This is a genomic window from Streptomyces sp. Q6 (genome assembly GCF_036967205.1).
GTDB classification, from domain to species: domain Bacteria; phylum Actinomycetota; class Actinomycetes; order Streptomycetales; family Streptomycetaceae; genus Streptomyces; species Streptomyces citrinus.
In genome coordinates, this window is the sequence record NZ_CP146022.1 from 7,254,272 (window position 1) to 7,279,661 (window position 25,390).

Consider the following 25,390-nt stretch of genomic DNA (forward strand, 5'->3'; position numbering starts at 1 on the left):
TCCCCGGCACACCCGTCGTCCGCGTCGCAGTCGTCGTCCCCGTCGTCCCCGTCAGAGAGAAACGGTTCCTCCGATGAGGTGCGCCGCGTGGTGCACGTACAGCTGCAGCCCACCGGGCAGCCGGGAGGTCGTCACCAGGATCGAGGCCTCCCCGTAGACGGGGTGACGCAGCCGGCGCGTGCACGCGTCGGACGGCAGCCGGACCGCCCGGCTCCGCCACAGCCCCGCGCCGAGCGGATCGGCGGTGATCCGCTCGGCGAGGGCGCGCAGCGCGGCGTCGGCGGGGATCCGGCCGATCGCCGCGCGCACCCGCGCGACGGCGTCGGCACGGACCTGGCCGATGTCGGCGAACCGCTGCTCCGCCTCCGCGGTGAGCAGCCACAGCACGAGGTTGCGGTCGTGGCGCGGGGACCGCTCGGGGTCGGCGAAGAGCCGCGCCACCGCGGCGTTCGCCGCCAGCACGTTCCACGCGTGGTCCGTGATCAGCGCCGCGTTCGGGTCCATCAGGTCGATGTGCGCGAGCTCCTCGACGGTCGGCCTGCGCCGCTCGACGAGGTCGTGCGCGCAGACGCCCGGCTCCGCCGCGAGCAGCAGGAACGTCTCGCGCGCCGCACCGGTCAGACCGAGCCCGTCGGCCACGGACTTCAGCCGCTCCAGGCCGAGGCCCGTGCCGTGCGGCGCGCCGCTCTCCAGCGCCGCGTACTGCCGCGCGGACAGGCCGACGGCCCGTGCCGTCTGGTCCCCGGTCAGACCGAGCGCCTGTCTGCGCGCGCTCAGCAGCTCCCGCAGCTCGGTGCCGCGGGTGTCGTCGTGGCCCCCGTCGGATGCCATGGGTTCCCCCCTTGTCAGCGGTGCCCCTCGGGCACGTGGTGCAGATGCGGACATGGGTGATGATGCGGAGCGACGGGGTCCAGGTTCATCGTCACCGGTGGTTATCACCCTTAAGTGGGTTTCCCTGTATGCCAGTTCGGTCGGTGGGGCGTGAACTGGGACGTTGGGCGGGAGTGGGTGTGCGCCGGGGCGGAGCGCGGTTGCGGAGCGTGGCCGGAGCGGGACCGATCGGGTGGTTGACGGACCGACAGGTATCGCATGGGGGCGCGGCCGTCCACACATCAACCGGAGATCGGGTGCCGCCCGCGCGCCCGTGACCGTCCCCGAGAAAGGCCCCGCATGTCCCTGCCGCGCCACGCCCTCGCCGTCTCCCTCGCCCTGACCCTGCTCGCCGGCCCCTGCGCCGCGGCCGCCGGGCGCGCCGCGCCCGGCGGTACGCCGACGTACCGGTGCACCACCAGCGAGAAGTCCGTCGACACCCCGTCGTACTCGGGCCCCTGGGCCGACAACTGGGACTTCACCGTCACGGTGTGCGCGGCCCGCTCCGGGACGAAGGCGCACGCGTACGCCAAGGCGTCCTGGGACGGTCCCGCCGCCGGGTTCAAGGAGGACTTCTTCAACGACGCCTACCTCACCCTCCGCGTCGAGCGGGGCCACCGCGTCCTGAAGGCGGGCAGCTTCCACGGGATCAAGAACCGTCTGGAGAACGGCGACAACTTCTGGGGCAACCACAACGGCTCGTACCGCACCCCGGTCGTCACCGCGCACGTCGGCCGCGGCCGCGTCGTCGCCGACAGCAGCATCAGCCTGGACTGGCGCAACCACGGCAGCGGCTACCAGCGGCACCACTTCGCCGCGTCCCCGGCGCGATAGCACCCGCACGGCAACCTTTTCGCCCCTGCGCGGCGACTGCACTCCGGCCCCTGCCACCCGGCGGGGGAAACCCCCACCACCACGGAGCGCAAGCGCACATGAGTGACACCCGCAGCAGCACCGCACGCCCCGGACCCCGCCACCGCAGGCGCGGAACCGTCCTCGTCGCCGGGGCACCCTCGCCCTCGCCGCCGCGGCCGCCCTCGCCTACGGAGGCGGCCTGCTCGGCGCCGGCGACGACACGGCGGCCGCGGCCGAGGCCGCCGGCTGGACCACCGACGTGGCCGACGGCTTCGCGTCGCTCGACTCCCACGGCCAGAACGGCACGTACGGCGGGCGCGACGGCCGGACCGTCACCGTGAAGACCGCCGCCGACCTGGAGAAGTACGCCACCGCCAGTGAGCCGTACGTCATCGTCGTCGCCGCGGCCGTGACCGTCGACCCCGTCGGCAAGGAGATCAAGGTCGCCTCCGACAAGACGATCGTGGGCTCGGGAACGTCCGGGCAGATCGTCGGCGGCGGCTTCTTCCTCGGCACCGGCGTGCACAACGTCATCATCCGCAACCTGACGATCCGCGACACCTACCAGGGCGTCTGGAACGACAAGGACCACGACTTCGACGCCGTCCAGATGGACGGCGCCCACCACGTGTGGATCGACCACAACGACCTGCGGCACATGGCCGACGGACTCATCGACGTCCGCAAGGACTCCACGAACGTCACCGTCTCGTGGAACAGGCTCAGCAACGACAACAAGGCGTTCGGCATCGGCTGGACCGACAACGTCGTCACCGACATCACGATCCACCACAACTGGATCCGCGAGACCGAGCAGCGCAACCCCTCGACGGACAACGCCGCGCACGCGCACCTCTACAACAACTACCTCCAGGACGACCCGGACACCGCCATCACGTCCGCGTACGGGAACTACTCCCGCGGCAGGACCAGGATGGTCCTGGAGAACAGCTACTTCCAGGGCGTGAACAACCCGGTCACGAAGGACGACACCGCGTCGATCGTGCAGCGCGGCAGCGTCTTCTCCGGCACCACCGGCAAGAACCAGAGCGGCGGCACCGCCTTCGAGCCGAAGGACTTCTACCCCTACACGCTCGACAAGGCCGCCGACGTGCCCGCGCTCCTCAAGTCCGGTGCCGGGCCGCGCGGTTCGATCGGCACCGCCACGAGCGCCGCCGCGAGTCCCGCACCGCGGGCGGCCGCCGCGACCACCCTCACCGTCGCCAAGGACGGCAGCGCGCAGTTCAGGACCGTGCAGGCCGCCGTCGACGCCGTCCCCACGAACAACACCGCGCGCGTCGACATCGCGGTCGCGCCCGGCACGTACCGCGAGACCGTCACCGTGCCCGCGAACAAGCCGCACGTGACCATCGCCGGGACCGGCGGCAGCCGCAAGGACACGGTCATCGTCGAGGGGCACGCCGCCGGATCGAAGAAGGCCGACGGATCGACGTACGGGACCGCGGGCAGTGCCACCGTCGCCCTGCTCGGCGCCGACAGCCAACTGCGCAACCTCAGTGTCTCCAACGACTTCGACGAGAGCGCGGACCAGAGCATCTCCGCGCAGGCCGTCGCGCTGCGCACCGGCGCCGACAAGGTCTTCCTCGACGGTGTCATCGTGAGCGGCGACCAGGACACGCTGCTGCTCGACGGCGCGGGCAACCGGGTCCTCATGACGAACTCGTACGTCGTCGGCAACGTCGACTTCATCTTCGGCGGCGCCACCGCCGTCGTCGACCGGTCCGTGATCACCCTGAAGAAGCGGTGGAACGGCACATCGGCCGGGTACGTCACCGCGCCGAGCACCGCCGCCGCACACAAGGGCATCCTCATCAACCGCTCGACCATCAGCGGCGACGTCACCGCGGGCAGCTTCTTCCTGGGCCGCAACTGGCACGCCGGCGGCAACGCCGCGCTCGACCCGCAGACCACCGTCCGCAACTCCACCCTGAGCGCCGCGATCAAGTCGACGCCCTGGTCGGACATGGGCGGCTTCTCGTGGAAGGACGACCGGTTCGCCGAGTACGCCAACTCCGGTGCGGGCGCCGGTGCGGCGAGCGCCGACCGGCCGGTCCTGACCGACGCGCAGGCGGCCGACCAGGAGGTCGCGGACTGGCTCGGGAACTGGACGCCGACCGCCGGGTGACCCATTGACGGGTAGGGGCCGGACGTCTAGCTTCTGGTCGGTTTACCGAACCTATGTCGATATATCGAACAGATCGCTCAGGAGAGGTCCGACATGGCATCCGGCCCCACCAGAAGATCCCTCATCTCGGCCGCCGCCCTCGGCGCGACGGCCCTCGCGCTCGCCCCGGACCGCGCGCACGCGGCGCCCCGCGGCGCCGACGCCGTCGCGGCCGGGGGAGTACTGCCCTTCGCACTCGACCAAGTGGCCCTCGGCGCAGGCGTGTTCGCCGACAAGCGGCGCCTCATGCTCGACTTCGCCACCGGCTACGACGAGATGCGGCTCGTCCAGGTCTTCCGCGCCAACGTCGGCCGTCCGACGCCGGGCGCCGTCGCCCCCGGCGGCTGGGAGGGCCTGGACGGCGAGGCCAACGGAAACCTCCGCGGTCACACCACCGGCCACTTCCTCACCATGCTCGCGCAGGCGTACGCGGGCACCGGCGACACCACGTACCTCACCAAGATCCGCACCGTGGTGGGGGAGTTGTACGACGTGCGCGCGGCGCTGCGCGCCGACCCGACCGTGCTGAGCGTGCCGGGCCGCTTCGGCGGCGGCGCGGTGTCGAACATCCGCGGCTCGTACCAGTACGTCGACCTGCCGGCCGGCGTCCTCGACGGCGCCACGGACGCGCTGACGTTCGCCGCCTGGGTCAGGCCCGAGCACGCCGACGCCTGGGCCCGCATCGCCGACTTCGGCAACGACACGACCCGCTACCTGTACCTCGCCGCGCGCAACGCCCAAGGCAACCCCCGTCTGGCGGTGACCACGTCGGGCGCGGGCGGCGAGCAGGGCATCGACGGCACGGCGCCGCTGCCCGTCGGCACGTGGAGCCACGTCGCCTTCACCCTCGGCGGCGGCACCGGTGTCCTGTACGTCGACGGCGTCGAGGTCGCCCGCAACACCGCCCTCACGCTGACCCCGGCCGACCTCGGTGCCCTCACGGACCACTGGCTCGGCCGTTCCCACTACGCCGGGGACCCGGCCTTCGCCGGAGCGCTCGACGAAGTCCACCTCTGGTCGCGGAAGTTGACCGCCGACGACATCGCCGCGCTGCACGCGGGCACCTACCGGGGCTCGGGCGATCTGGCCGCGTACGGCTTCGACGAGACGGAGGGCGCCGGCTTCGCCGACGCCTCACCGCACGCCCGCACCGCGTCCCTCGGACGCACCTGGGGCGGCCCCAGCCACCCCGGGTTCCTCGCCGCCTACCCCGAGACCCAGTTCATCGCCCTGGAGTCGATGACCAGCGGCGACTACACCAAGGTCTGGGCGCCCTACTACACCGCCCACAAGATCCTGCGGGGCCTGGTCGACGCCCATCTCGCCACCGACGACCCGAAGGCCCTCGACCTCGCCGAGGGCCTGTGCGACTGGATGTACTCCCGTCTGTCCCGGCTGCCCGCGGCCACCCTCCAGCGGATGTGGGGCATCTTCTCCAGCGGCGAGTTCGGCGGCATGGTCGAGGCCGTCTGCGACCTGTACACGCTCAGCGGCAACCCCCGACACCTGGCCCTGGCGCGCCTGTTCGACCTCGACAAGCTCATCGACGCGTGCGCCGCCGCACAGGACACGCTCAGCGGGCTCCACGCCAACCAGCACATCCCCGTCTTCACCGGACTGCTGCGGCTGTACGACGAGACCGGCGAGCAGCGCTACCTCGACGCCGCCCGCAACTTCTGGGACATGGTGGTACCGCCCCGCATGTACGCCATCGGCGGCACCAGCGACCGTGAGTTCTGGGGCGAGCGGGGCGTCATCGCGTCGACCCTCACCGACGTCAACGCCGAGACCTGCTGCGCGTACAACATGCTCAAGCTCAGCCGTCTGCTGTTCCTGCGCGACCAGGACCCCACGTACATGGACTACTACGAGCGCGCCCTGCTCAACCAGGTGCTCGGATCCAAGCAGGACAAGGCCGACGCCGAGAAGCCGCTCGTCACGTACTTCATCGGGCTGCGGCCGGGACACGTGCGCGACTACACCCCCAAGGCGGGCACCACCTGCTGCGAGGGCACCGGCATGGAGAGCGCCACCAAGTACCAGGACACGGTGTACTTCCGGGCCGCCGACGACAGCGCCCTGTACGTGAACCTCTTCAGCGCCTCCACCCTGACATGGGCCGGGAAGGGCCTCACCGTCACCCAGACGACCGACTTTCCGCGCGAGCAGGGCAGCACTCTCACGGTGCGCGGCGGCACCGCGGCCTTCGCACTGAAACTGCGCGTGCCCGCGTGGGCCGTCGCCGGGTTCACGGTGACCGTCAACGGACGCCCGGTGGCCGGGAGTTCGCCGACGCCGGGCACGTACCTGACGGTGGCGCGCACCTGGCGGGACGGCGACACCGTGCGGATCTCGATGCCGTTCCGTCTGCGCGTCGAGAAGACCCCGGACGACCCGGAGCTCCAGGCCCTCTTCCACGGCCCGGTCAACCTGGTCGCGCGCGACGCCCGCACCACCACCCTGGAGTTCGGCCTGTACCGGGGCGCCGCCCTCTCCGGCGACCTGCTGCCCACGTTCACCCCCGTCCACGGCAAGCCGCTCCATCTCACCTTGAACGGCGTCGAGTTCGCGCCGTTCCTGGAGGGCACGGAGGATCCGACGCACGCCTACTTCCGGCGGTCCGAGCCGCGCGTCGTCTTCGGCGGGGTGGACTCGGGCGTCGCCAACCCCGTACGCGGCGACGGTACGAGCCTCCTCGACGCCGTCTGGGCCGCGGCGCCGTTCCCCGGGAAGAGCGCGCTCGTCGGCCGGGTGCGCACGACCGTCGACGCCTGGGTCAACGACGGCCTGCTCACGGCGGCCGACGGCGCGAAGGTCGTCGACGCGGCCCGGAAGGCCTCGTACGTGGCCTGAGCCCCGGCGATCCGAGCGGTGGTGTCCCGCGCGGCCGGCGGCCCTCGACCTCCGCCGGGTGCGGGGCTGCCGCGCTGAACGGACCCGCGTCCTACTCGTTCGGGTCCCAGTTCCACAGCACGTCGAGGAGAGCGCGGTCGCCCTCCACCCGCACGGAGTCCAACGGGGCACGGTCGTACAGGGCGAGGGTCAGCTCGGCGGCCGTGCCGTGCAGGGAGGCGTCGGCCGGGTCCTCGTCGCCGGCGGTGATGCGGCCGGTCCGCGCGCCGTCCGCGTCGAGCCACAGGCGCCAGGCACGGCCCTCGGTGGCGACGCAGTCGAAGGTGGCGGATCTGTGCGGCCACGGCGCCGTCGTCGTGCAGCAGGTGGTCAGGAACTCCTCGACCCCGTCGAGCGCCACCTCGTCCGGCAGCGGCCGCGGTGCCCCGATGGCGCTCTGCGCGTCGTACGTGTGCACCGCGACCTCGTGCAGCTGGTGCCGGGCGACGGCGCCGACGGTCGGCGGCGACTGCGACGTCCCCCACCACGTCCAGACCCCGCGCTCCGGGCCCGCCGCCCGCAGCTCGTCCAGGAGCTCCTGCGTCGACGCGGTCAGCCAGGCCAGCAGGGCCTCGCGCTCGCGCGGCGCGGCCGTCGCGTCGCGCGGTGCGCACTTGGCCGGGGCGTCGGGCCCGGCGGCGACCGTCGCGGCCCACGCGCGGCGCCCTCGCCCAGGTGGGCCGCCAGATCGAACAGCGTCCAGTCGGGACAGGCGGGCACCTGCGCGTCGAGGTCGGGCGCGACGGCGACCGCGGCACGGAACGCGGCCGCCCGGTCGTCGATCAGCCGCAGCAGATCGGTGAACTCCAAGGTCTCTGTCACCGGGGCTGTCTACCAGCACGGCCCGCCGGACCGACAGCGAATTTTCCGGCGGGGGCGCCGCCCTCGATCGGCACCGAGGGCGGCGGGGCCGTCACCGGCTCGCCGGCTGCAACCCCGCGTACACCCCGCCCCGCTCCAGGAGTTCGCCGTGCGTACCGGTCTCCGCGATCCGGCCGCCGTCCATCACGACGATGCGGTCGGCGCCCCGGATCGTGGAGAGCCGGTGCGCCACGACGAACACGGTGCGGCCGTGCACCAGACGCGCCAGCGCCTCCTGCACGAGGGCCTCGGAGCGGTTGTCGAGCGCCGACGTCGCCTCGTCGAGGACCAGGACGCGTGGGTCGCGGATCAGCGCGCGGGCGATGGCGAGCCGCTGCTTCTGTCCACCGGACAGCCGGGCCCCCCGCTCGCCGACCACCGTCTCCAGACCGTCGGGCAGCCGCTCCACGAACTCCAGGGCGTTCGCGTCGCGCAGCGCCCCGAGCAGCGTCTCCTCGTCGGTGTCGCCGAGCCCGTACGTCACGTTGTCGCGGATGCTGCCCTCGAACAGGATCGACTCCTGCGGCACCACCGACAGGAAGCGCCGGTAGCTGCGCAGGTCGAGCGCGGCCATGTCGGTGCCGTCGAGGAGGATCCGGCCGGACGTCGGCCTGATGAAGCCGATGAGGAGGTTCAGGACCGTCGACTTGCCCGCGCCCGAGGCGCCGACCAGGGCGATCGTCTCGCCGGGCCGCGCGGTGAGCGTGAAGCCGTCGACCGCCGGGGCCTCGTCGCCGTAAGAGAATCCGACCCGCTCGAAGTCGATGCGCCCGGTGACCCGCTCGACGCCCGCCTTGCCCGCGTTGCTCTCCAGGTCGGGCGCCTGGAGCACCTCGCCCGCCGAGCGCACCGACTCGAGACCCTTGCTGATCACGGGAGCCAGGCCCAGCAGTGTCGTCGTGGAGTTGGTCAGGACGGTGAAGAACGAGCTCAGCATCACGACGTCGCCCGGTGTCACCGGCAGCCAGCCGTGGTACGCGACCAGCGCGGACCCCGTCAGACAGCAGACGCCGAGGATGTTGAGCAGGACCCAGGCCGCCGAGTTGAAGCGGCCGTTCATCGTGTCCAGGCGCAGGCCCGCCGCGAAGACCTGGCGCAGCGAGCCGTCGACGCGGCCGAGAGCGGTGCGCTCCAGGCCGTGGGCGCGGGTGATGGGGATGAGCGTCGTCATCTCGCCGACGCGTGAGGACAGATGCTCGACCTCGCGGCGGAACTCCTCGTTGTGCGTGCGCAGTCGGCCGCGCAGCCGCATCACCAGATACCCGGCGGCGGGCACCACGACGAGGAAGACGGGCAGGAACTCGGGCGTGCGCAGGCCGATGACGACGAGCCCGCCGACGAGGGTGACGACGGCGCCCAGACCCATGTCGGAACTCTGCTGCACCATCTGCTCGACGGCCTCCACGTCCCGGACGACCTTCGCCTGGAGGACGCTGGAGCTGACGCGCGCGTGGTAGCCGATGGAGAGCTGCTGCATCCGGCGGCACAGGGCCGACCGCAGCGTCGTGCCCATGCGCCGGATGCTGCCGGCGAGCAGGCGGACGTACCACTGATGCAGCGGGTAGTTGATGACCAGGATGAAGAGGAGGACGCCGGTCGCCTGCCACAACTCGGCCTGGTCGCCGTGCTGGACGACGACGTCGAGGACCGTGGCGGTGATCAGCGGCAGCAGCCAGATCGGGCTGTGCTTGACGACGAAGAGCGCGCAGGCGAGGAGCAGCCGGGCGCGGTCGGGGCGGAAGAGGTGGCCGAGGGTGCGGATCGGATGCTCACCGCGGTAGCGGTGGTCCAGATGGTCGGGAACCGGTTGGTGCATACGTCGATCTCATCGCATCCCCGGCCGATGTGGAAAGCGCTTTCTCGAATTCGTGCCCATAGGCGTGCGCACGAGGGCGCGGGGGAGCGGGTGAGCGGGTGAGCGGTCAAAGGCGCCGGGGGTGGGGCGCGGCGATCACCGCGCCGCGTACAGCTCCTCGATCTCGCGCGCGTACGCCGTGATGACCGCCGAGCGCCGCAGCTTCAGCGACGGCGTCATCAGCCGCGGGTCGGCGCCGAACTGGTCGGGGAGGATCCGGAACGCGCGGACCGACTCCGCCCGCGACACCCGGGAGTTGGCCCGCGACACCGCACGCTGGATGTGCCCGCGCAGCTCGTCGTCCTCCAGGAGCTGGGCGGGCTCGCTCGGCGGGCGTCCCTTGAGGATCTGCCAGCTGGCGAGGGCGTCCGGATCGAGCGTGATCAGCGCCGTCACGTACGGACGGTTGTCGCCGACGACGATGCACCCCGAGATCAGCGGATGGGCGCGGAGCTGCTCCTCCAGGGTCTGCGGCGACAGGCTCTTGCCGCCGCTCGTGATGATGATGTCCTTCTTGCGGCCCGTGATCACGAGATAGCCGTCGGGATCCAGGTGGCCGAGGTCGCCCGTGGCGTACCAACCGTCCCGCAACGACTCCGCGTTGGCCTTCGGGTCGTTGAGGTACCCGGCGAAGACCACGTCGCCGGCCACCCAGATCTCCCCGTCGTCCGCGATGCTCACCGCGTTGCCCGGCAGCGGCCGGCCCACGGTGCCGTGCCGGACCGCGCCGACCGGCTGGGCGGTGACCGCGGCGGTCGTCTCGGTCAGCCCGTAGCCGTCGTACACGTTGATGCCGCAGCCCGCGAAGAACAGGCCGAGCTCGCGGGCGAGCGGGGAACCGCCCGACACCGCGTTGCGCACCAGGCCGCCGAGGACGCCCCGGACCTTCGCGTAGACGAGCCGGTCGTACAGCCGGTGCTGGAACCGCAGCCGGGGGCCCGGCCCGGAACCGGTGCCCGCGGCGCGCTCCTGGACGCGCGTCGCATAGCGCACCGCGACCCGCACCGCCCGCTCGAACAGGGCGCTGTGACCGGTCTGTTGGGCGTTGATCCTCGCCTTGCCGAAGATCCGCTCGAAGATGTAAGGGACGGCGTAGAGGAACGTGGGCCGGAACGCTTCCAGGGCCGGGAGCAGCGAGTCCGGGGAGAGGTTCGGCTGGTGCGCGAGGTTGATGCCGCCGCGCACCGCGCTGACCACGACCATCAGGCCGTAGCAGTGCGCCAGCGGAAGAAAGGCGAGGATCCGCGGCTGCTCCCCGGCCGGAGCCAGCAGCACGCCCCAGCCGGCCAGGAGGGTGTCCGTCTCCGACGCCAGGTTGCGGTGCGTGATGACGCAGCCCTTGGGGCGGCCCGTGGTGCCCGACGTGTAGCAGATCAGCGCCGTGTCCTGCGGCCGCACGGCGGACCGCAGCCGGTGCACGGCGGCCTCGTCGACCGCCGCGCCCGCCGACACGAGGGACGCGATGGCCCCCGCGTCGAGCTCCCACAGCCGGGTCAGGTCGGTGCGGGTCCCGTACGCGGCGGCGACCGTCATCGCGTTGTGCTCGTTCTCGACGACGACGCCGACGGCCCCGGTGTCCTGGAGGATCCACCGCACCTGTTCGCCGGACGACGTCGGGTACACCGGCACCACCACGGCACCGACGGTCCACAGCGCGTAGGCGACGAGCGTCCACTCGTAGCGCGTACGCGACATCACGATCACCGGATCGCCGGGACGCACCCCGTCGGCCGTGAACCCGCGTGCCACGGCCGTCACTTGGCGGCAGAAGTCCGCCGTGGTGACCTCGCTCCACTCGCCCCCGGGTCCGGGCACCGAGAACTGGACGCGCAGCGGGTCCTCGACGGCCGTCGTGAAGACCGAGTCGGCGAGGCCCCCCGAGACGAGGGGCTCCACCAGGCGGGGTATGTCGAGTAGCCGCATGGGTGTGCTCATCACTCCCTGTCGCACCAGTGATCGGTATCGGTAGGGAAAGGTACCTCCCGGCGGCGCGTTTTCGCCCCGTGCGTGCGGCCGAAAGGGAAACAGAGGGGGAACGGAGGAGGGACGACAGGGAAAGGGCGGGAGGAGGGAAGGGAAACGCGGGTCACAGCAGGGGGGCGGCCGGACCCTCCGGTGCCTCCTGGCGGGCGGCCACCACGGCCTGCGCGGACGCGCGGACCTCGTCCTGCGGCAGCTGCCGGTAGCCGTCCTCCGTGACCAGCGCCACCGTGGGGTAGATGTGCCGGTGCACGTCGGGGCCGCCGGTCGCCGAGTCGTCGTCGGCCGCGTCGTACAGCGCCTGCACGGCCACCGTCGTCGCGTCCGCCGCCGAGAGGCCGGGGCGGTAGAGCTTCTTCAACGCCGCGCGCGCGTACGGCGATCCGGAGCCGTCGGCGTGGAAGCCGACCGCCTCGTACGGGCCGCCGGTGACGTCGAAGCTGAAGATCCGGCCGAGACCGCGCGCGGTGTCGTACCCGGCGAGCAGCGGCACCACGGCGAGCCCCTGCATGGCCTGCGCCAGCTGGTCGCGGATCATCGCGGCGAGCCGCTGCGCCTTGCCGTTGAGGGTGAGCGCGCGGCGCTCCAGCTTCTCGTAGTGCTCCAGCTCCAACTGGTAGAGGCGCACCAGCTCCTTGGCGAGTCCGACCGTGCCCGCGAACGCCACCGCCGTGTGGCTGTCGGCGGGACCCACCTTCACCAGGTCGCGCTGCGCGATCAGATTGCCCATCGTGGCACGCCGGTCGCCGGCCATCAGGACGCCGTCGTCGAAGGTCAGGGCGAGCACCGTCGTGCCGTGCGGGACGTCGTGCACCGGTCCGCCGGTGTCCCGGTTCCACGGCAGGGTGTGCGGCGCCACGCGCTCGACGAGACGGGTGAACGACGAGGAGCTGCTGTCCAGGAACTCCGGCGGCAGCCCGGTGCTGTACTCGGTCATGCGCTCTCGCCTTCTGTCGGTCGGAACCCGCGCCCGCAGGTGCGGGGAGCCGTCGCGCGGACGCGTGAGCGGCGCCCGCGGCCGTCCCATCATGGCATTCTGTCCCGATGAACGGTCCCGAGATCCACGTCCAAGTCGCAGCCGAACTGGGGCTGTTCGTCCCCGCCGCCCGCCGCGGCGGCGTCGCGGCCCCGCTCCGCACGGACGGAGTCTCCACACTCGGCCATGTCGTGGAGTCGCTCGGGGTGCCCCTGACCGAGGTCGGCGCGCTCGTCGTGGACGGCCGCACGGCCCCCACCGGGCACATCCCGGCCGCCGGCGAGCACGTCGAGGTACGGCCCGTCGCCCGCCCGCAGCACGTGCCCGGAGCCCCGCTCCGCTTCCTCCTCGACGTCCATCTCGGCACACTGGCCCGCCGGTTGCGGCTGCTCGGCATCGACGCCGCCTACGAGGCGACCGACATCGGCGACCCCGCGCTCGCCGCGCTGTCCGCCGCCGAGCGGCGCGTCCTGCTCAGCCGCGACCGCGGTCTGCTGCGCCGCCGCGAACTGTGGGCGGGCGCCTACGTCTACAGCGACCGCACCGACGACCAACTCCGCGACGTGCTGAGCCGGTTCGCGCCCGAGCTGAGCCCGTGGACCCGCTGCACCGCCTGCAACGGCGTCCTCGCGGAGGCCCGCAAGGAGGACGTCGCCGACCGTCTGGAGGGCGGCACCCGCGCCACGTACGACGTGTTCGCCCGCTGCACGGCGTGCGACCACGTGTACTGGCGCGGCGCCCACCACGACCGTCTGGAGGCGATGGTCGCCCAGGTGATGAGCGAGTCCCCCTACGGGCGCAGCACCTGACGGAACGTGTACGTGCCGCTCGGCTCCATCCGTACCAGGGCCATCGGCTTGCCGTCGGGGTTGCCGTCCGAGCCGAAGGAGAGCGGGCCGCTGATCCCCGCCACCGCCTTGCTGCCGCCGAGCTGGAGCAGCATCTGGAGCGTGGCGCCCGGGTTCACCGCGCCCTTGCCGTCCGGACCCGCCGCGTTGCGCACGGCCACGCCGAGCGTCCACACCGCGTCGTGCCCGAGGATCGACTGGCCGTCCTCCAGGGCCTTGCGGACCGCGTCCGCGCTGCCGCCGAACTCGGCGCGGTACAGGTCGACGAAGTCCGGCAGCGGATCGTTCGGCTTCTCGTACAGCTCGCCCGCGAGCGCCGGGTGGCCGAGCGCCGTGTAGAGGACGGTGACCCGGCTGTCCTCCCACTCCGTACGGAACTTGGCGCGCCGCGCGTCGCTCTCCAGCGAGCCGTAGTACGCGCCGAGCGCGTCGTCGCCGGTGAGGAGCGTCACCGTGCAGCGGCGGTCGGGGGCCGACATGGAGTTGATGAAGTTGCGGATGTTCAGGCCGCGTCCCGCGAAGAACACCGCGTCGGGCGCGAGGTCGCAGACCTTGTCGGCGACCGAGGAGAACGCGTTCGTGACACCGTCCACGCCGGACAGGTACTCGAGCGGCGCGCCCTCCAGCTTGAGCCCCTCGGCCTTCGCCGCCCGGGTGAAGGAGCGGGACAGCGAGGTGTTGTAGATGTCGTCGGTGTTCCGGTCACGGATGACCGCCACCTTGTAGCCGGGGTGCTTCTTCTGCTGTTCCCTCAGGTAGTTGACGGCGCCCGCGGCCTGGTCGCGGTTGGGCGCCGACACCCGGAAGAACCCGGCGTGCGCCGCGTCGGACAGCTCGTCCGCGGTGACCGTCGCGCCCATCATCGGGATGCCCGCCTCACGCAGCGCGTCGACCGCGTCCTGGGTGCCGCCCCTGCTCTGCCCGAACCCCGCCACGCCCACGACGTGGTCGGGGCCCTCGGACCGCTCGATGACGTCCTGGGTCAGCCGCTTCCACTGTTCGGAGCGCAGGCCCAGGTTGCCGACGAGGAGCCGGATCTGCGGCAGGTCGCCGCGGCCCGCGCCGAGCTCCGGGTCGTTCAGCTCGCGCTGCGCGAGATACGCGCCGATGAGCTCGGCGCGCAGTCCGTACTTGGCCTCCTCCTCGCCCGGCACCGTCGTCAGCGGCTCGGCGTACACGACGGAGACGTACTTCTTGCCCGACTTCTCGACCCGCGCGTTCTCCTGCGCGATCTTGTCCATCACGTCCCCCAGGGAGTCCGCGAAGGCGAACGAGCCGTCGGAGACGCCGATGCACTCGTCGCGCGGCCCCGTCTGGTGGATGCCGGGCGCGCACGTCCTGCCCAGGTCGTCGCCGTCGTCGCCGAGCCAGGTCAGCAGGCCCCACGCGGCGCCCGCGAGAACGACGACGGCCGCCAGGGCCCACGGCCAGACACGGGGGCGCGGTCGGCGCGGCTGGAAGGGGTCTACCACCACGGTTTCCTCTCGTACCGCTGGGCCATGCGCAGCAGCACATGGCGGTCGTGCTCGTCACCGATGGGCCGGCGCAGGGTGAGGAACTCCTCGGCGATGTCCGGGTACAGCTCCGCGTACGGATCGCCCAGCGGATCGGCGTACGGCAGCGGCTCCCCGTCGGGGCGCGGGTGCGCCGTGATCCAGCCGGCGGTGAGCAGCCGGGTGATCGCCCGCCGGGTCGCGTCGCCCTCGGCCACGCCGACGAGACGCTCGTAGCGCTCGCGGGCCGGTTCGGGCAGGGCGCCGCCCCAGCGGGCCGGGGCGCGCTGGACCCAGGCGAGGTCGGCGCACCACTGGTCGGCGCCGGTCTCGTCGAACCGCTCCCTCAAGTAGTCGACGGCCGAGGGCAGTTCACCGAGCGCGAGGTCGTGGTAGGCGGCCGCGCGCAGATCACCGCGGGCCGTCGCGGCCGCCCGCAGGGCCCGGTGCGCGCCGGTCCAGGTGGCCGCGTCGTCGGGGAGCCCGGCGCCGCGTCGAGCCGGCGCAGGAGCAGGAAGCGGGTCAGGCGGGGAGCGCCGGCAGGTCCTCGTCGGGTTCCTGCACGGTGCGCAGGTCGTCGGCGCTGAGGTTCACGAACTCGCGGAGCACCGACTCCTGCCCCTCCCACAGCGCGTCGCAGGTCTCGGCGCGGCCGAGGGTGAGGGCCGCCGCGGCGCGCGGCAGGACCCGGGTGAGCTGCGTGGAGCAGTCACGCAGCAGCCACTCCAGGAGCGCCGGGGCCGCCGACACCTCGGGTGCGGGCAGGACGCTGCCGTCGACCGGGGCGAGACACTGCCGCACCCGCTGGTCCCAGGGCAGGTCGGCGGGCATCCGCCGCAGCACGTCGAGGACCTGGGCGGTGCCCGCCGGGTGGCCGCGGGTGATCTCGTGGACGATCCAGCCGAGCCACTGCACCGAGTTGTCCGCCGCCGGCAGGACCGAGTCGACCGGCAGGCGGTCGAGCGCCGCGGCGGCCTGCTCCTCGACCTCGCGGCGGTCGAGGTCGCGCAGCCGCCCGGCCCGCAGCGGGCCCGCGGCCTGCGGGGTGAAGTCGCCGGAGCCGTGCCAGCTCTCGCGGTAGTCGGGGCGGCGGCCGCTGCCGGTCTCCGCGCGCACCAGCGCCTCGGGGCGGCGCCGGGCGGTCGCGACGACGAGCAGCGGGTCGGGGCGCCGGGCCCGCTCCCGCGCGTCGAGCAGCAGGTGGAGGAAGGATTCGCCGACGGCGGAGTCGGCGTTGTCGAGGAGCGCCAGGCAGTTCGTGGTGCGCTTGCGGTCGGCGTGCGCCGAGGCGTAGGCGCCGCGCAGGTCCGCCAGGAAGGCGTCGAGGAGGACCCGTTCGGCTTCCTCCCGCTGGGCCGGGTAGCCGTGGTAGAGCCGGTTCACGCCGACCAGGAAGTCCGCGGTGGCGCCCCGGCCCGGCCCCGCGGCGGACGTCTCCGCCAGCCTGCGGCGCAGTCTCAGGCCCCGCCACGACCGCAGTCCGCCCTGCACCAGCGGCACGACCGCCGAGGTCCAGCCGGGCAGTCCGGCCGCCTGCGCGGCGGTGTCGGCGAGGTCGAACAACTCCTCGTAACTGTGCTCGCGGGCCCGCCCTTGGCGCAGCGCCTCCGCCATCTCGCGCACCGCCCGCTCCCGGCTCCGCGCGTCGACCGCCGTGCCGACCGCGGCGAGCAGCGAGCCGAGTGCGGGGAACGACAGGGTCGGCAACTCGTCGCGATGCGCGCTGAGTTGGAAGGCCAGTTCGGTCAGGACGTCGATCCGTGTGCCGCCGCGCTCGCTGATCGGCTCCAGATCGAGGGCGGCGAGCGGTACGCGCTGCGCCCAGCCCCGCAGATGCGCGGTGAGCGTCGATTTGCCGCTGCCACGCGCGCCGAGCAGGACGAGGGCGGGCAGCGGGCGCAGCGGTCCCTGCGGCCGGTTCAGGCTCTCGGCGACGCGGCGGCGCACCGCGGCGTCCCGCTCCGACCGGCCGGCTCTGTCGCCTGTCGCGGCAGCCACCCCACTCCCCCCACCGGGCACACGGGTCCCGCAAACGGTGTGCTGGAACCTCGGGAACGTATCAATTCCCGTTCCTCGTAAGGGTATTCGGATCGGAGCCCGTGTCCGTCGGCTTTTCGCGGGTCGGAGCGGTCCGTATACGTTCACCGGTCGTGCGGATCGCGACGTGCACCCACGCCGGTGTGCCGCCTGTGCGCCTGGATGACGAGAGCGGGTCCCCGGCGTCGGGAGCGAACCGGCCGCGGGAGGGCGCAGGCGCCGTGCGCCTCACGCACGATCACGTCGATCACGTCGATCACGTCGATCGCGTCGACGGGGTGTGGGGCTGCCGCTGCCTGCGGCCGGGGGGAGACGCCGTGACCCCGGCCGGAGGCCGTCGCGCCATGATCGGCTAGGCTGCCGCTTCTGATTTCGGCTGACATGTACACCCTGAGGAGCGATGTCCTTGAAGCGGCGCCCGGCACTGGCCGGACTGACGATGGTGCTGGTGGTCGCGCTGGCGGCGTGCGGCGGGACGACGGACAGCGGGTCGTCGACGGGCGGTACCGCGACGGCCGACAGCGGGTACGCGCAGGACACGAGCCGCGAGAAGGACGTGACGATCACCGGGGTGCGCGACTCCCTCCGGCACGTCACCCGGAAGACCCGGCGGGCCACCCGCCCGCACTTCGTGAAGAAGTGCGGGACCGAGACCCGCAGGGTCCGGCACACCAAGCGGGTCAACGGCCGCACCAGGACCTGGTACACGACGAAGACGTACCGGGACTGCGAGAAGGTCCGCAAGGGCACGGAGGCGTACACGCGGGTCGTGCGCAAGGAGCGCTGGTGCGTCCGCCTCGACGACGTCAACGGCAAGCCCCGGAAGGACGACGTCTGGTACCGCGTCGGCCCCGCGACCTACAGCGAGGTCAACGGGGCCGACGAGCGGGCGAAGGTCACCTTCGAGCCGGTGGCGCAGGGCTGTTGAGCCGGCCCGGGGTCACGCTGCGGCGACCGCGGGTATCCGCTCCTTCACCATCGCGTAGAGCACGACGGACACGGCCATCACACCGGCGGCCGTGAAGACGCCGGGCGCCCAGCTTCCCGTGGCGTCGCGCAGCACACCGCTGACGACGGGGCTGGCGACCGCGCCGATCTCCGCGACCAGGTTGAACAGGCCGAAGAGGGAGCCGCGGTCCTTCTCCTCGGCGAGGTCGCCGAGGAGGCTGTGCACGATGGGCTGGAGCGCGTTGAAGAACAGGCCCGAGCAGAACAGGATCAGGCCGAGCAGGAGCAGCGACGGGTCGCCGTTCGCGACGCTGATGCCGAAGGCCACCGCCAGCACCGTGTGCACGGCCGCGCACGTCACCGCCAGCGGCTTGCGGCCCTTGCCCGCCCGTACGCGCCGGTCGGCGATCCAGCCGCCGACGGGGAAGCCGATGATGCCCGCGCCCGCGTTGAACGCCGCCGTCAGGGCCGCGGCGCCGAGGCTGCTGTGCGCGCTCTCCGCGACGATCTGCACCGACCAGAACGAGAAGAACCAGAGGTTCCACATCACCGCGATGAAGCCGATGTAGACCAGCCACACGTTGCGGTTGAGGAGCTGGGGCGAGCGTCCCGTGGTGACGATCTGCCGGATCACGATCGTCACCATGACGAGGAACAGCACCGCCGAGCCGATCGCCGTCAGCCAGTCGGGCCAGCCGAACTCGTCGGCGAGCACGAACAGGGCGACGATCGCGACGGCCGCCGGGACCGAGTAGCCGATCAGGCGCAGCGCCGGCGGGCCGAGCCGCAGCGGACGGTCGCCGCGCGCCCGGAAGAACGCCCAGGTCGCCGCGGCCACGAGCAGCGACACGCCACCGAAGACGTACAGCGGCATGCTCCACGCCCGGTCGCCCATGCCCCAGGCGCCGCCCCAGTCGATCAGGTGCGGGGTGGCGACGATGCCGACGGTCAGGCCGATGGACAGGCCCGCGAGGACGACCCCGAGGCCGATGGTGCGCCGGGCCGGGGGCGTGTGGTTGATGACCAGGACACGGTCGTTGGAGTAGAAGACACCCTCGCCGAGACCGGTCAGGACGCGGGCGACGACGAAGCCGATCAGGCCGCCGGTCAGCCCCGACACCAGCGTCAGCAGACCCGCCCACAGCAGCGACACGACCAGCATCTCGCGGTGGCCGTAGCGGTCGCCGAGCCGGCCGCCCGCGTACTGCGTGAGCATGTAGCCGGTGAAGAACATCGAGCCGATGAGGCCGCCGAGCGTCGCCGGGTTCGAGGCGTCGCCGATGAACCCGGCCTTGTTCTCGATCATCCAGGAGACGACGGGCCCGGTGACGGTGCGGTCGGCATAGCTGATCAGCCAGCCCGCGAGCAGGAAGCCCCACAGATGGGTGTGGCGCCCGGAGAACAGCGCGCCGCTCGGTGCGGACGGTGGCGCGCCGGTGTGCACCGGTGCGGTGGAATTCCTCATGCGTCCCCCTTGACGCCAGGCAGCTAGAAAGCGCTTGCCAAGATCGCAGCGCAGGGGGCCCACGTCAATGGTTGACTTTTGTACCTTCGCCGCTTACCGCGCGACGACCCCTGTCGGGCCCGCCCCCGCGCGCTCTACCCTGGCTGTGCTTCGACGACCCGTGGTCGACAGGGGGAGCCGCATGAGCGAAGGTACCGATCGCGCCCGCGGAAACGGCCGCCGGGACGACCCTCCGAGCGGCGGGGAGCGCCTCGCCGACTGGGCGGACGGCCGGCTCGGCCTCTACCAGCTCGCCAAGTCCCAGATGCGGAAGATCTTTCCGGACCACTGGTCCTTCATGTTCGGCGAGATCTGCCTCTACAGCTTCATCATCCTGATCCTCACCGGCACCTACCTCACGCTCTACTTCGACCCGAGCACCGCGGAAGTCGTCTACAACGGCTCGTACGAACCGCTCAAGGGCATCGTCATGACCCGGGCATACGAGTCGACGGTCGACATCAGCATGGAGGTGCGCGGCGGCCTGCTCATCCGGCAGATCCACCACTGGGCCGCGCTCGTCTTCGTCGCGGGGATGACCATCCACATGATGCGCGTCTTCTTCACGGGCGCCTTCCGCAAGCCGCGCGAGGTCAACTGGCTGTTCGGCTGGACCCTGCTGTTCCTCGGCATCATCACCGGGCTGACCGGCTACTCGCTCCCGGACGACCTGCTCTCCGGCACGGGCCTGAAGTTCGCGCACGGCGCGGTGCTCTCGGTGCCGGTCGTCGGAACGTACCTCGCGTACTTCCTGTTCGGCGGCGACTTCCCCGGCGAGGACTTCATCGCCCGGCTCTATCCGATCCACATCCTGCTGCTGCCGGGCATCATGCTGGGCCTGGTGGCGGCCCATCTGATCCTGGTCTTCTACCACAAGCACACCCAGTTCGCGGGCCCGGGACGCCAGGAGAAGAACGTCGTCGGGGTCCCCTTCCTGCCGAACTACGTGGCGAAGGCCGGCGGCTTCTTCTTCCTCGTCTTCGGTGTCCTCGCGCTGATGGGCGCGGTCGCGACCATCAACCCGGTGTGGGCCTTCGGGCCGTACCGGACGGACCTGGTCACCACCGGCGCTCAACCCGACTGGTACCTCGGCTTCTCCGAGGGGCTGATCCGGGTGATGCCCGCGTGGGAGATCAACGCCTGGGGCCACACACTGGAGTTGGGCGTCTTCATCCCGTTCACGCTGTTCCCGCTGATCCTGTCGTTCATGGCGGTCTACCCGTTCCTCGAAGCGTGGATCACCGGCGACAAACGCGAGCACCACCTCGCCGACCGGCCGCGCAACAAGCCGGTCAGGACCGGGATCGGCGTCGCCTGGCTGGCGCTGTACGCGGTGCTCCTGATCGGCGGCGGCAACGACATCGTCGCCACCCAACTGCACCTGTCCATCAACGCCATCACGTGGTTCGTGCGGATCTCCGTCTTCGTGGCGCCGCTCCTCGCGTACACCGTCACCAAGCGGATCTGCAACGGACTTCAGCGCCGCGACCGCGAGAAGGCGCTGCACGGTAGGGAGTCCGGGACGATCCGACGCCTGCCGCACGGCGAGTACATCGAGGTCCACGAGCCGCTCACGCGCGCCGAGTTGTACACCTTGAACGCCCATGAGCAGCCGAAGGCCTATGAGTTGGGGCCGCGGGTCGACGAGAACGGGGTGGTCCGGAAGTTCACCGTGCGCCAGCGGGTACGGGCCCGTCTCGCCAAGGCGATGTTCGGCCCGGGGTCGTACGTACCGAAGGCGACGCCCGAGGAGTACCGGGCGCTGCACGCGGGCTGGCACGAGTCGGAGCGGGTCGACTGATGTAGGGAACAAGGGAGTCGGGGCGGACGCCGGCACCGGCGTCCGCCCCGTGCCCGTTCCTCAGCCGACGTGGTCGGCGGGTCCCACCTCCAGGAACGTGGTGCGCTCGTCGGGGCGACCCTTCGTGCGGCTGGCGGACTCCAGGAGTTCGCCTGATCCCGGTGCGATCACGAGCCGGATCGTCGTCCGCTCACCCGTGAACTCCGAAGGGGCGGTGGTGTATTCGACCGCCGTCCCCGTACGGCCCCGACTGTCCTCGACCGTGCCGATCAGCTCCACCCCGTCCTGGTCGGCGAGGATCTCGAACAGGGCGGCCCGCACCGCCGGGCGCAGCGGCGCCCCCTCCAGCAGCATCACCGCCTGGTCGAACGCGTCCGGGCCCAGACGGGCGGCCAGCGCGTCCGCGGACGCCGGGAGCGTGCCCAACTGCTTCCACGTCAGTCGCCGGTCGCCGACGCGCCAGTGCATCAGCTTCGGCCCCGGCTTCTGGACCGAGCCGTCCGACGCCACCGACCAGACCCGCCCGCCGCGGTCGATGTACGTGGTGTCCGTGCGCCGCCCGTCGTCCTCGTTGACCACCGCCACCCGGACCTTCCAGTACGGGGCCGAAGGCGCGGGCCCCGCCGCCGCCGTCTCGGCGACCTCCGAGAGGAACGACGCGGCCGAGGCGTCGGCGGCCGGATCGCCTCCCAGGACCGGATACGCGGCGCCGCCGAGCGCCAGGGCGAGCACCGCCGCGGCCGCGACCAGCAGCCTGCGCCGACGCCACCTCGGGGTCGCCGCCCCGGGCTCCGGGCCCGCGGCGAGCTCGCGCAGATCCGGCCGGTCCTGGAGCGAGATCTGCGCCACGGCCAGCCGCGCCGCCCGCACCGCCCCCGCCGAGGGCGGTGCCACCCGGCCCGCCTCGACCAGCGCGTCCGCGCCGGGAAGTCCAGCACCCCGGCCCTGTCGAGCACCTGGGTCGTGCTCTGCGTGCCCTGCGTGCTCTGCGTGCCGTCGTGCTCGGCGACGTGCGGGGTGTCGAGGTCCTTGCCGTGCTCGCTGTCGTGGGCCGTGTTCATGCCTGTTCTCCTGTCTGGCGTGCGGACGACGACCGGCCGCGCGGGCCGGGGGGACCGGGGGACCCGGCCGAGGCGAGTGCCGCGCTCTCCCGCAGCCGGGCACGGGCCCGGTGCAGCCGCGAGCGGGCCGTGCCCGCCGGTATCCCGAGCACGGCGGCCGCCTCGGTCGGCGAGAGCTGCTCCCACGCGACCAGGAGCAGCAACTCGCGCTCCACCGGAGGCAGTTCGGCAAGGACGCGGCGCAGTGCGGGGGCGAGCGCCGACGCGTCGAGCCGGTCGTCCACCGCCTCCCACGGATCACCGTGGGCGCCCTCGCCGGGAGCGCCGCGCGACTCCTGCTCGATGCGCCGCCAGTACGCCGACAGGACGTTCCTGGCGACCCCGAACAGCCACGCCCTGGCCGACCCGCGTGCCGGGTCGTAGCCCTGCCGGGTCGTGTACGCCTGGAGCCAGAGCTCGGCCAGCAGATCGTCGGCCGCGCGCGGGGCGCGGCGTGCGAAATAGCCGTGCAGCGCCGTCGAGTGGCGCTCCACCAGTTCCTCGAACCCGCCCGTGTCCCGCGCCGCCGCGGTGAGCAGCGCGGCGGCGTCCCGTCCGTTCTCCACTTCCGTGGACACGGCACCTCCCTCGCGACCACCGCTCGGTGGTCTCACCCCGTACTTGCGGCCGCGCGGGGAAAGCGTTCGCGCGGGTCCGGCGCCGAGGGGTGGGCGGGGCGACAGGAGCACCCCGCCCACCCCCTCGGACCAGGATCCCAGGGGCGGACCCTCAGCCGAGGCGCAGCTCGAACGCGCGCGACGTCGACAGCGACGGCGTCCTCACCGTCGTCACCCCCTTCTTCGCGTCGTACGACCACGAGCCGGCCGGCAGGGCGCGCCCGTCCAGCGTCACCCGGTGCGGAGCGGCCCCGTGCACCGTGAACGTGTACGCGCGCTCGCTCGCCTTGCCGCGGTAGTCGCCCTTGCTGGCGCCGACGTCGAGCGTCGTGCCCGAGGGCCCGGTCGTGGACGTCACGCGCTGCGTCGCCGCCGCGCCCTTCGCGAAGTCACGGGTCACCCCGTCGTCCTCGTACAGCGTGTACGTGTGCCGGCCGGGCTGCGAGGCGTACACGTCCCAGCCCAGGCGGGTCTTGTCGCGGGTCTTCCACGACGTGGTGCCCTGCGGCCACATCGGGACGATCGCCCCGGACCTCACGAAGAGCGGGAGCGTGTCCAGCGGCGCGTGGTAGCCGTCGATCGTCGTCGGGCCCTTGTACCGCTTCCCCGTCCAGTAGTCGGTCCACGTGCCCTTCGGCAGGTAGATCCCGTCGCGGGTCTCGGAGTCCTTGTAGACCGGCGCGACGAGGAAGTCGTCGCCCGCCAGGTACTCGTACCTGGCCTGCGCGCCGAGCGTCTTCGGGTCGTCCGGGTACTCCAGCCACAGCGGCCTGATGCTCCCGACACCCGTGCGCGCCGCCTGCTCGGCCAGGGTGTACAGGTACGGCATCAGGCGCTCGCGCAACTGGAGGTACTTGCGGTTGATCGACGTGTAGGGCTCGCCGTCCACCCACGGCTGCTGGTTGATCTTCTGGCCGGTGGTGATGTCCCGCGCCCAGCCGTCCATCGTCATGATGGCGGGCAGGAACGTCTTGGCCTGGAGGTCACGGGCGTACATCTTCGCGTCGTGCGAGTAGATCGAGCCCACGTCGCCCGTGTTGTAGGCGATGCCGGACAGCGTGGCGCCCGCGTACGTGGGGATCTGCCAGCGGATGAAGTCCCACGACAGCTTCTGGTCGCCCGACCACAGGACGGCGCAGCGCTGGGCGCCCGCCCAGGAGACCGGCATCCACACGAAACCGCGGGCGTCGCTGTTGTCCTCGATACCGGCCTTCGCCTGGTCGCAGGCGTCGAGGGCCATGCCGTAGCCGTTGCCGACCCAGGCGACGTCGAGCTTGGCGACCCGCTGGCCCGCCTTCACCTGGTCGGCGAGCTTGTCGATGCCGTTCTCGGTCCACAGGCCGAGCTGGGCGCCGCGGTCCTGGAGGCCCTTGGCGGTCTCGGCGAGGTTCTCGTACCCGCAGCCGTAGCCGTCGTTGACGAGCATCCAGCCGAGCGGCATCTGGTTCTCGACGTAGCCGTCGGCGACCTTCAGCGCGTCCAGGGTGTGCCGCTCGCCCTGGTTGGCGTTGTGCAGGTAGCAGTCTGCGTCGCCCGGTTCGAGACCGTAGACGGGCGGCATGAACGGCTTGCCGACCAAGGACGTGTAGTCGCCGATGACGCGCTTCGCGTCGCCGAGGAAGTAGTACGCGTCGAGCCTGCGCTCCTGCTGGCCCGTGTGGACCGAGGGCCCGAAGTCGTACACGCCGGGCGCGAAGGTGTTGCGGTAGACGCCGTACCCGGCCGAAGACAGGTAGAACGGCTGGGAGTTGGGGTAGCCGCCCTCGTTCCAGTTGGTGTTGTTCGCGACGTACACCGTCCTGTCGCGGTGGGAGAAGCTGCCGTTCTGCTCGCCGCCGCCGAAGAACTGCTCGTCCGCGCCGCGCTCCAGGCTCTGCCGCATCCCGCCGGTCGACCAGCGCAGCGGCTTGTCCTCCTGCCAGACGCGCGTCGTGTTGTCGGCCTTGTAGAGGCCGAAGCGCAGGGGCTTCTTGTAGACGCGCAGGACCGCCGACGCGGAGCGGATGCCGTAGTACGCGCCCGCGTCGAAGGACGTGGTGTGCGGGTCGACGGCGGGCTGCTCGCGCACGATCCGCCGGCCCGCCGGGTCGCTGAAGGTGCCCGACGGGTCGGCCTGGAGCCGGAGTTGACCACCCTTCAGGAAGTCGGCCCGCGCCTTCAGGTCGCCCGCGGCGAACCGGTAGCTGCCGTCGCCGCCCGCGAAGGACGTCAGGTTCCCGGCGTCCGTCGTCTCGGGCAGGTAGGCCGTGCCGACGAAGGAGTTGTCGTGGACGTCGTAGGGGACGACCACGACGTGGTACGTGCCGTTCGCCTTCGGGATGACGGTCGCCTCGGGGTCGGCGGTGCCCGCGCTGGACGCCACCTGCTTGCCCGCGTCGTCATAGACGTACAGGTCGAAGTCGTCGCTGGGCTGCTTCTCCCACGCGATCGAGATCGGCACGCCGCCCTCGGGGTTGTCGTCCCAGTAGCCGTCGGGCACCGACACACGGAGGTCGAAGCGGTCGCACGTCCTGCCGTCCGGATCGTCGGCCGCCGGTGGGCACTTCTTCGGGTCGTCGACCGTTCCGG

16 protein-coding genes and 2 pseudogenes are annotated in these 25,390 nt (G+C 72.1%); 6 read left to right on the plus strand and 12 right to left on the minus strand.

The window, feature by feature from the left end:
- Window positions 1-51: 51 nt before the first annotated feature.
- Window positions 52-831 carry a helix-turn-helix domain-containing protein gene (locus V2W30_RS33510; protein ID WP_338702333.1) on the minus strand — a complete coding sequence of 260 codons (780 nt, stop codon included), beginning with the start codon at window positions 829-831 and terminating at the stop codon, window positions 52-54.
- A gap of 339 nt (window positions 832-1,170) precedes the next feature.
- Between V2W30_RS33510 and V2W30_RS33515 the strand changes: the two genes are divergently transcribed.
- The 3 genes and pseudogenes from V2W30_RS33515 to V2W30_RS33525 all read left to right on the plus strand — a co-directional run bounded on the left by V2W30_RS33515 (window position 1,171) and on the right by V2W30_RS33525 (window position 6,763).
- Entirely contained in the window at window positions 1,171-1,704 is a 534-nt protein-coding gene (locus V2W30_RS33515; RefSeq protein ID WP_338702335.1) for a hypothetical protein, read from the plus strand.
- A gap of 98 nt (window positions 1,705-1,802) precedes the next feature.
- Window positions 1,803-3,871 (plus strand): annotated as a pseudogene (locus V2W30_RS33520) (pectinesterase family protein).
- Between the two features lie 93 nt (window positions 3,872-3,964).
- Window positions 3,965-6,763, plus strand: a complete 2,799-nt coding sequence (locus V2W30_RS33525) for a beta-L-arabinofuranosidase domain-containing protein (protein ID WP_338702336.1) — start codon at window positions 3,965-3,967, stop codon at window positions 6,761-6,763.
- 91 nt (window positions 6,764-6,854) lie between these two features.
- Here the strand turns inward: V2W30_RS33525 and V2W30_RS33530 are convergent.
- The 4 genes and pseudogenes from V2W30_RS33530 to prcB all read right to left on the minus strand — a co-directional run bounded on the left by V2W30_RS33530 (window position 6,855) and on the right by prcB (window position 12,435).
- Window positions 6,855-7,624 (minus strand): annotated as a pseudogene (locus V2W30_RS33530) (maleylpyruvate isomerase family mycothiol-dependent enzyme).
- Between the two features lie 91 nt (window positions 7,625-7,715).
- Window positions 7,716-9,479: an ABC transporter ATP-binding protein gene (locus tag V2W30_RS33540; protein ID WP_338702337.1), complete on the minus strand. Its 1,764-nt coding sequence runs from the start codon at window positions 9,477-9,479 to the stop codon at window positions 7,716-7,718.
- A 135-nt stretch (window positions 9,480-9,614) separates the two neighbouring features.
- Window positions 9,615-11,441, minus strand: a complete 1,827-nt coding sequence (locus tag V2W30_RS33545; RefSeq protein ID WP_338703861.1) for an AMP-dependent synthetase/ligase — start codon at window positions 11,439-11,441, stop codon at window positions 9,615-9,617.
- 163 nt (window positions 11,442-11,604) lie between these two features.
- On the minus strand, window positions 11,605-12,435 hold the full coding sequence (prcB, locus tag V2W30_RS33550) for a proteasome subunit beta (RefSeq protein ID WP_338702338.1): 831 nt from the start codon (window positions 12,433-12,435) through the stop codon (window positions 11,605-11,607).
- A 107-nt stretch (window positions 12,436-12,542) separates the two neighbouring features.
- Here prcB and V2W30_RS33555 point away from each other — a divergent pair, with 107 nt between their 5' ends.
- Complete coding sequence (locus V2W30_RS33555; RefSeq protein ID WP_338702340.1) at window positions 12,543-13,283, plus strand: Mut7-C RNAse domain-containing protein; 741 nt, start codon at window positions 12,543-12,545, stop codon at window positions 13,281-13,283.
- On the opposite strand, the gene V2W30_RS33560 is transcribed toward V2W30_RS33555, so the two are convergent.
- The 3 genes from V2W30_RS33560 to V2W30_RS33570 form a co-directional block, all read right to left on the minus strand.
- Entirely contained in the window at window positions 13,265-14,797 is a 1,533-nt protein-coding gene (locus V2W30_RS33560; protein WP_338702341.1) for an ABC transporter substrate-binding protein, read from the minus strand. The genes V2W30_RS33555 and V2W30_RS33560 overlap by 19 nt on opposite strands.
- Window positions 14,788-15,165: a hypothetical protein gene (locus V2W30_RS33565; protein WP_338702342.1), complete on the minus strand. Its 378-nt coding sequence runs from the start codon at window positions 15,163-15,165 to the stop codon at window positions 14,788-14,790. The genes V2W30_RS33560 and V2W30_RS33565 overlap by 10 nt, the downstream gene beginning before the upstream one ends.
- A 172-nt stretch (window positions 15,166-15,337) precedes the next feature.
- Complete coding sequence (locus tag V2W30_RS33570; protein WP_338702343.1) at window positions 15,338-16,813, minus strand: hypothetical protein; 1,476 nt, start codon at window positions 16,811-16,813, stop codon at window positions 15,338-15,340.
- A gap of 439 nt (window positions 16,814-17,252) precedes the next feature.
- Here V2W30_RS33570 and V2W30_RS33575 point away from each other — a divergent pair, with 439 nt between their 5' ends.
- A complete protein-coding gene (locus V2W30_RS33575; protein ID WP_338702344.1) occupies window positions 17,253-17,780 on the plus strand; it encodes a hypothetical protein in 528 nt (175 codons plus the stop codon).
- A gap of 12 nt (window positions 17,781-17,792) precedes the next feature.
- Here V2W30_RS33575 and V2W30_RS33580 read toward each other — a convergent pair whose 3' ends face one another.
- Window positions 17,793-19,265 carry an MFS transporter gene (locus V2W30_RS33580; RefSeq protein WP_338702345.1) on the minus strand — a complete coding sequence of 491 codons (1,473 nt, stop codon included), beginning with the start codon at window positions 19,263-19,265 and terminating at the stop codon, window positions 17,793-17,795.
- A gap of 181 nt (window positions 19,266-19,446) precedes the next feature.
- Between V2W30_RS33580 and V2W30_RS33585 the strand changes: the two genes are divergently transcribed.
- Complete coding sequence (locus V2W30_RS33585) at window positions 19,447-21,105, plus strand: cytochrome bc complex cytochrome b subunit (protein WP_338702346.1); 1,659 nt, start codon at window positions 19,447-19,449, stop codon at window positions 21,103-21,105.
- Window positions 21,106-21,165: 60 nt separating this feature from the next.
- Here V2W30_RS33585 and V2W30_RS33590 read toward each other — a convergent pair whose 3' ends face one another.
- From V2W30_RS33590 to V2W30_RS33600, 3 genes are all read right to left on the minus strand, one after another.
- Entirely contained in the window at window positions 21,166-21,999 is an 834-nt protein-coding gene (locus V2W30_RS33590) for a hypothetical protein (RefSeq protein ID WP_338702347.1), read from the minus strand.
- 163 nt (window positions 22,000-22,162) lie between these two features.
- Complete coding sequence (locus tag V2W30_RS33595; protein WP_338702348.1) at window positions 22,163-22,783, minus strand: RNA polymerase sigma factor; 621 nt, start codon at window positions 22,781-22,783, stop codon at window positions 22,163-22,165.
- A gap of 151 nt (window positions 22,784-22,934) precedes the next feature.
- A complete protein-coding gene (locus V2W30_RS33600; protein ID WP_425244717.1) occupies window positions 22,935-25,112 on the minus strand; it encodes a TIM-barrel domain-containing protein in 2,178 nt (725 codons plus the stop codon).
- Window positions 25,113-25,390: the final 278 nt, after the last annotated feature.

What these genes read in the sequence shown, in the direction of transcription:
- V2W30_RS33545 (WP_338703861.1), bottom strand. Translation starts at nt 11,441, where the DNA reads ATGCGGCTACTCGACATACCCCGCCTGGTGGAGCCCCTCGTCTCGGGG.
- V2W30_RS33555 (WP_338702340.1), top strand. Translation starts at nt 12,543, where the DNA reads ATGAACGGTCCCGAGATCCACGTCCAAGTCGCAGCCGAACTGGGGCTG.
- V2W30_RS33540 (WP_338702337.1), bottom strand. Translation starts at nt 9,479, where the DNA reads ATGCACCAACCGGTTCCCGACCATCTGGACCACCGCTACCGCGGTGAG.
- prcB (WP_338702338.1), bottom strand. Translation starts at nt 12,435, where the DNA reads ATGACCGAGTACAGCACCGGGCTGCCGCCGGAGTTCCTGGACAGCAGC.
- V2W30_RS33525 (WP_338702336.1), top strand. Translation starts at nt 3,965, where the DNA reads ATGGCATCCGGCCCCACCAGAAGATCCCTCATCTCGGCCGCCGCCCTC.
- V2W30_RS33515 (WP_338702335.1), top strand. Translation starts at nt 1,171, where the DNA reads ATGTCCCTGCCGCGCCACGCCCTCGCCGTCTCCCTCGCCCTGACCCTG.
- V2W30_RS33510 (WP_338702333.1), bottom strand. Translation starts at nt 831, where the DNA reads ATGGCATCCGACGGGGGCCACGACGACACCCGCGGCACCGAGCTGCGG.
- V2W30_RS33575 (WP_338702344.1), top strand. Translation starts at nt 17,253, where the DNA reads ATGTCCTTGAAGCGGCGCCCGGCACTGGCCGGACTGACGATGGTGCTG.
- V2W30_RS33585 (WP_338702346.1), top strand. Translation starts at nt 19,447, where the DNA reads ATGAGCGAAGGTACCGATCGCGCCCGCGGAAACGGCCGCCGGGACGAC.
- V2W30_RS33580 (WP_338702345.1), bottom strand. Translation starts at nt 19,265, where the DNA reads ATGAGGAATTCCACCGCACCGGTGCACACCGGCGCGCCACCGTCCGCA.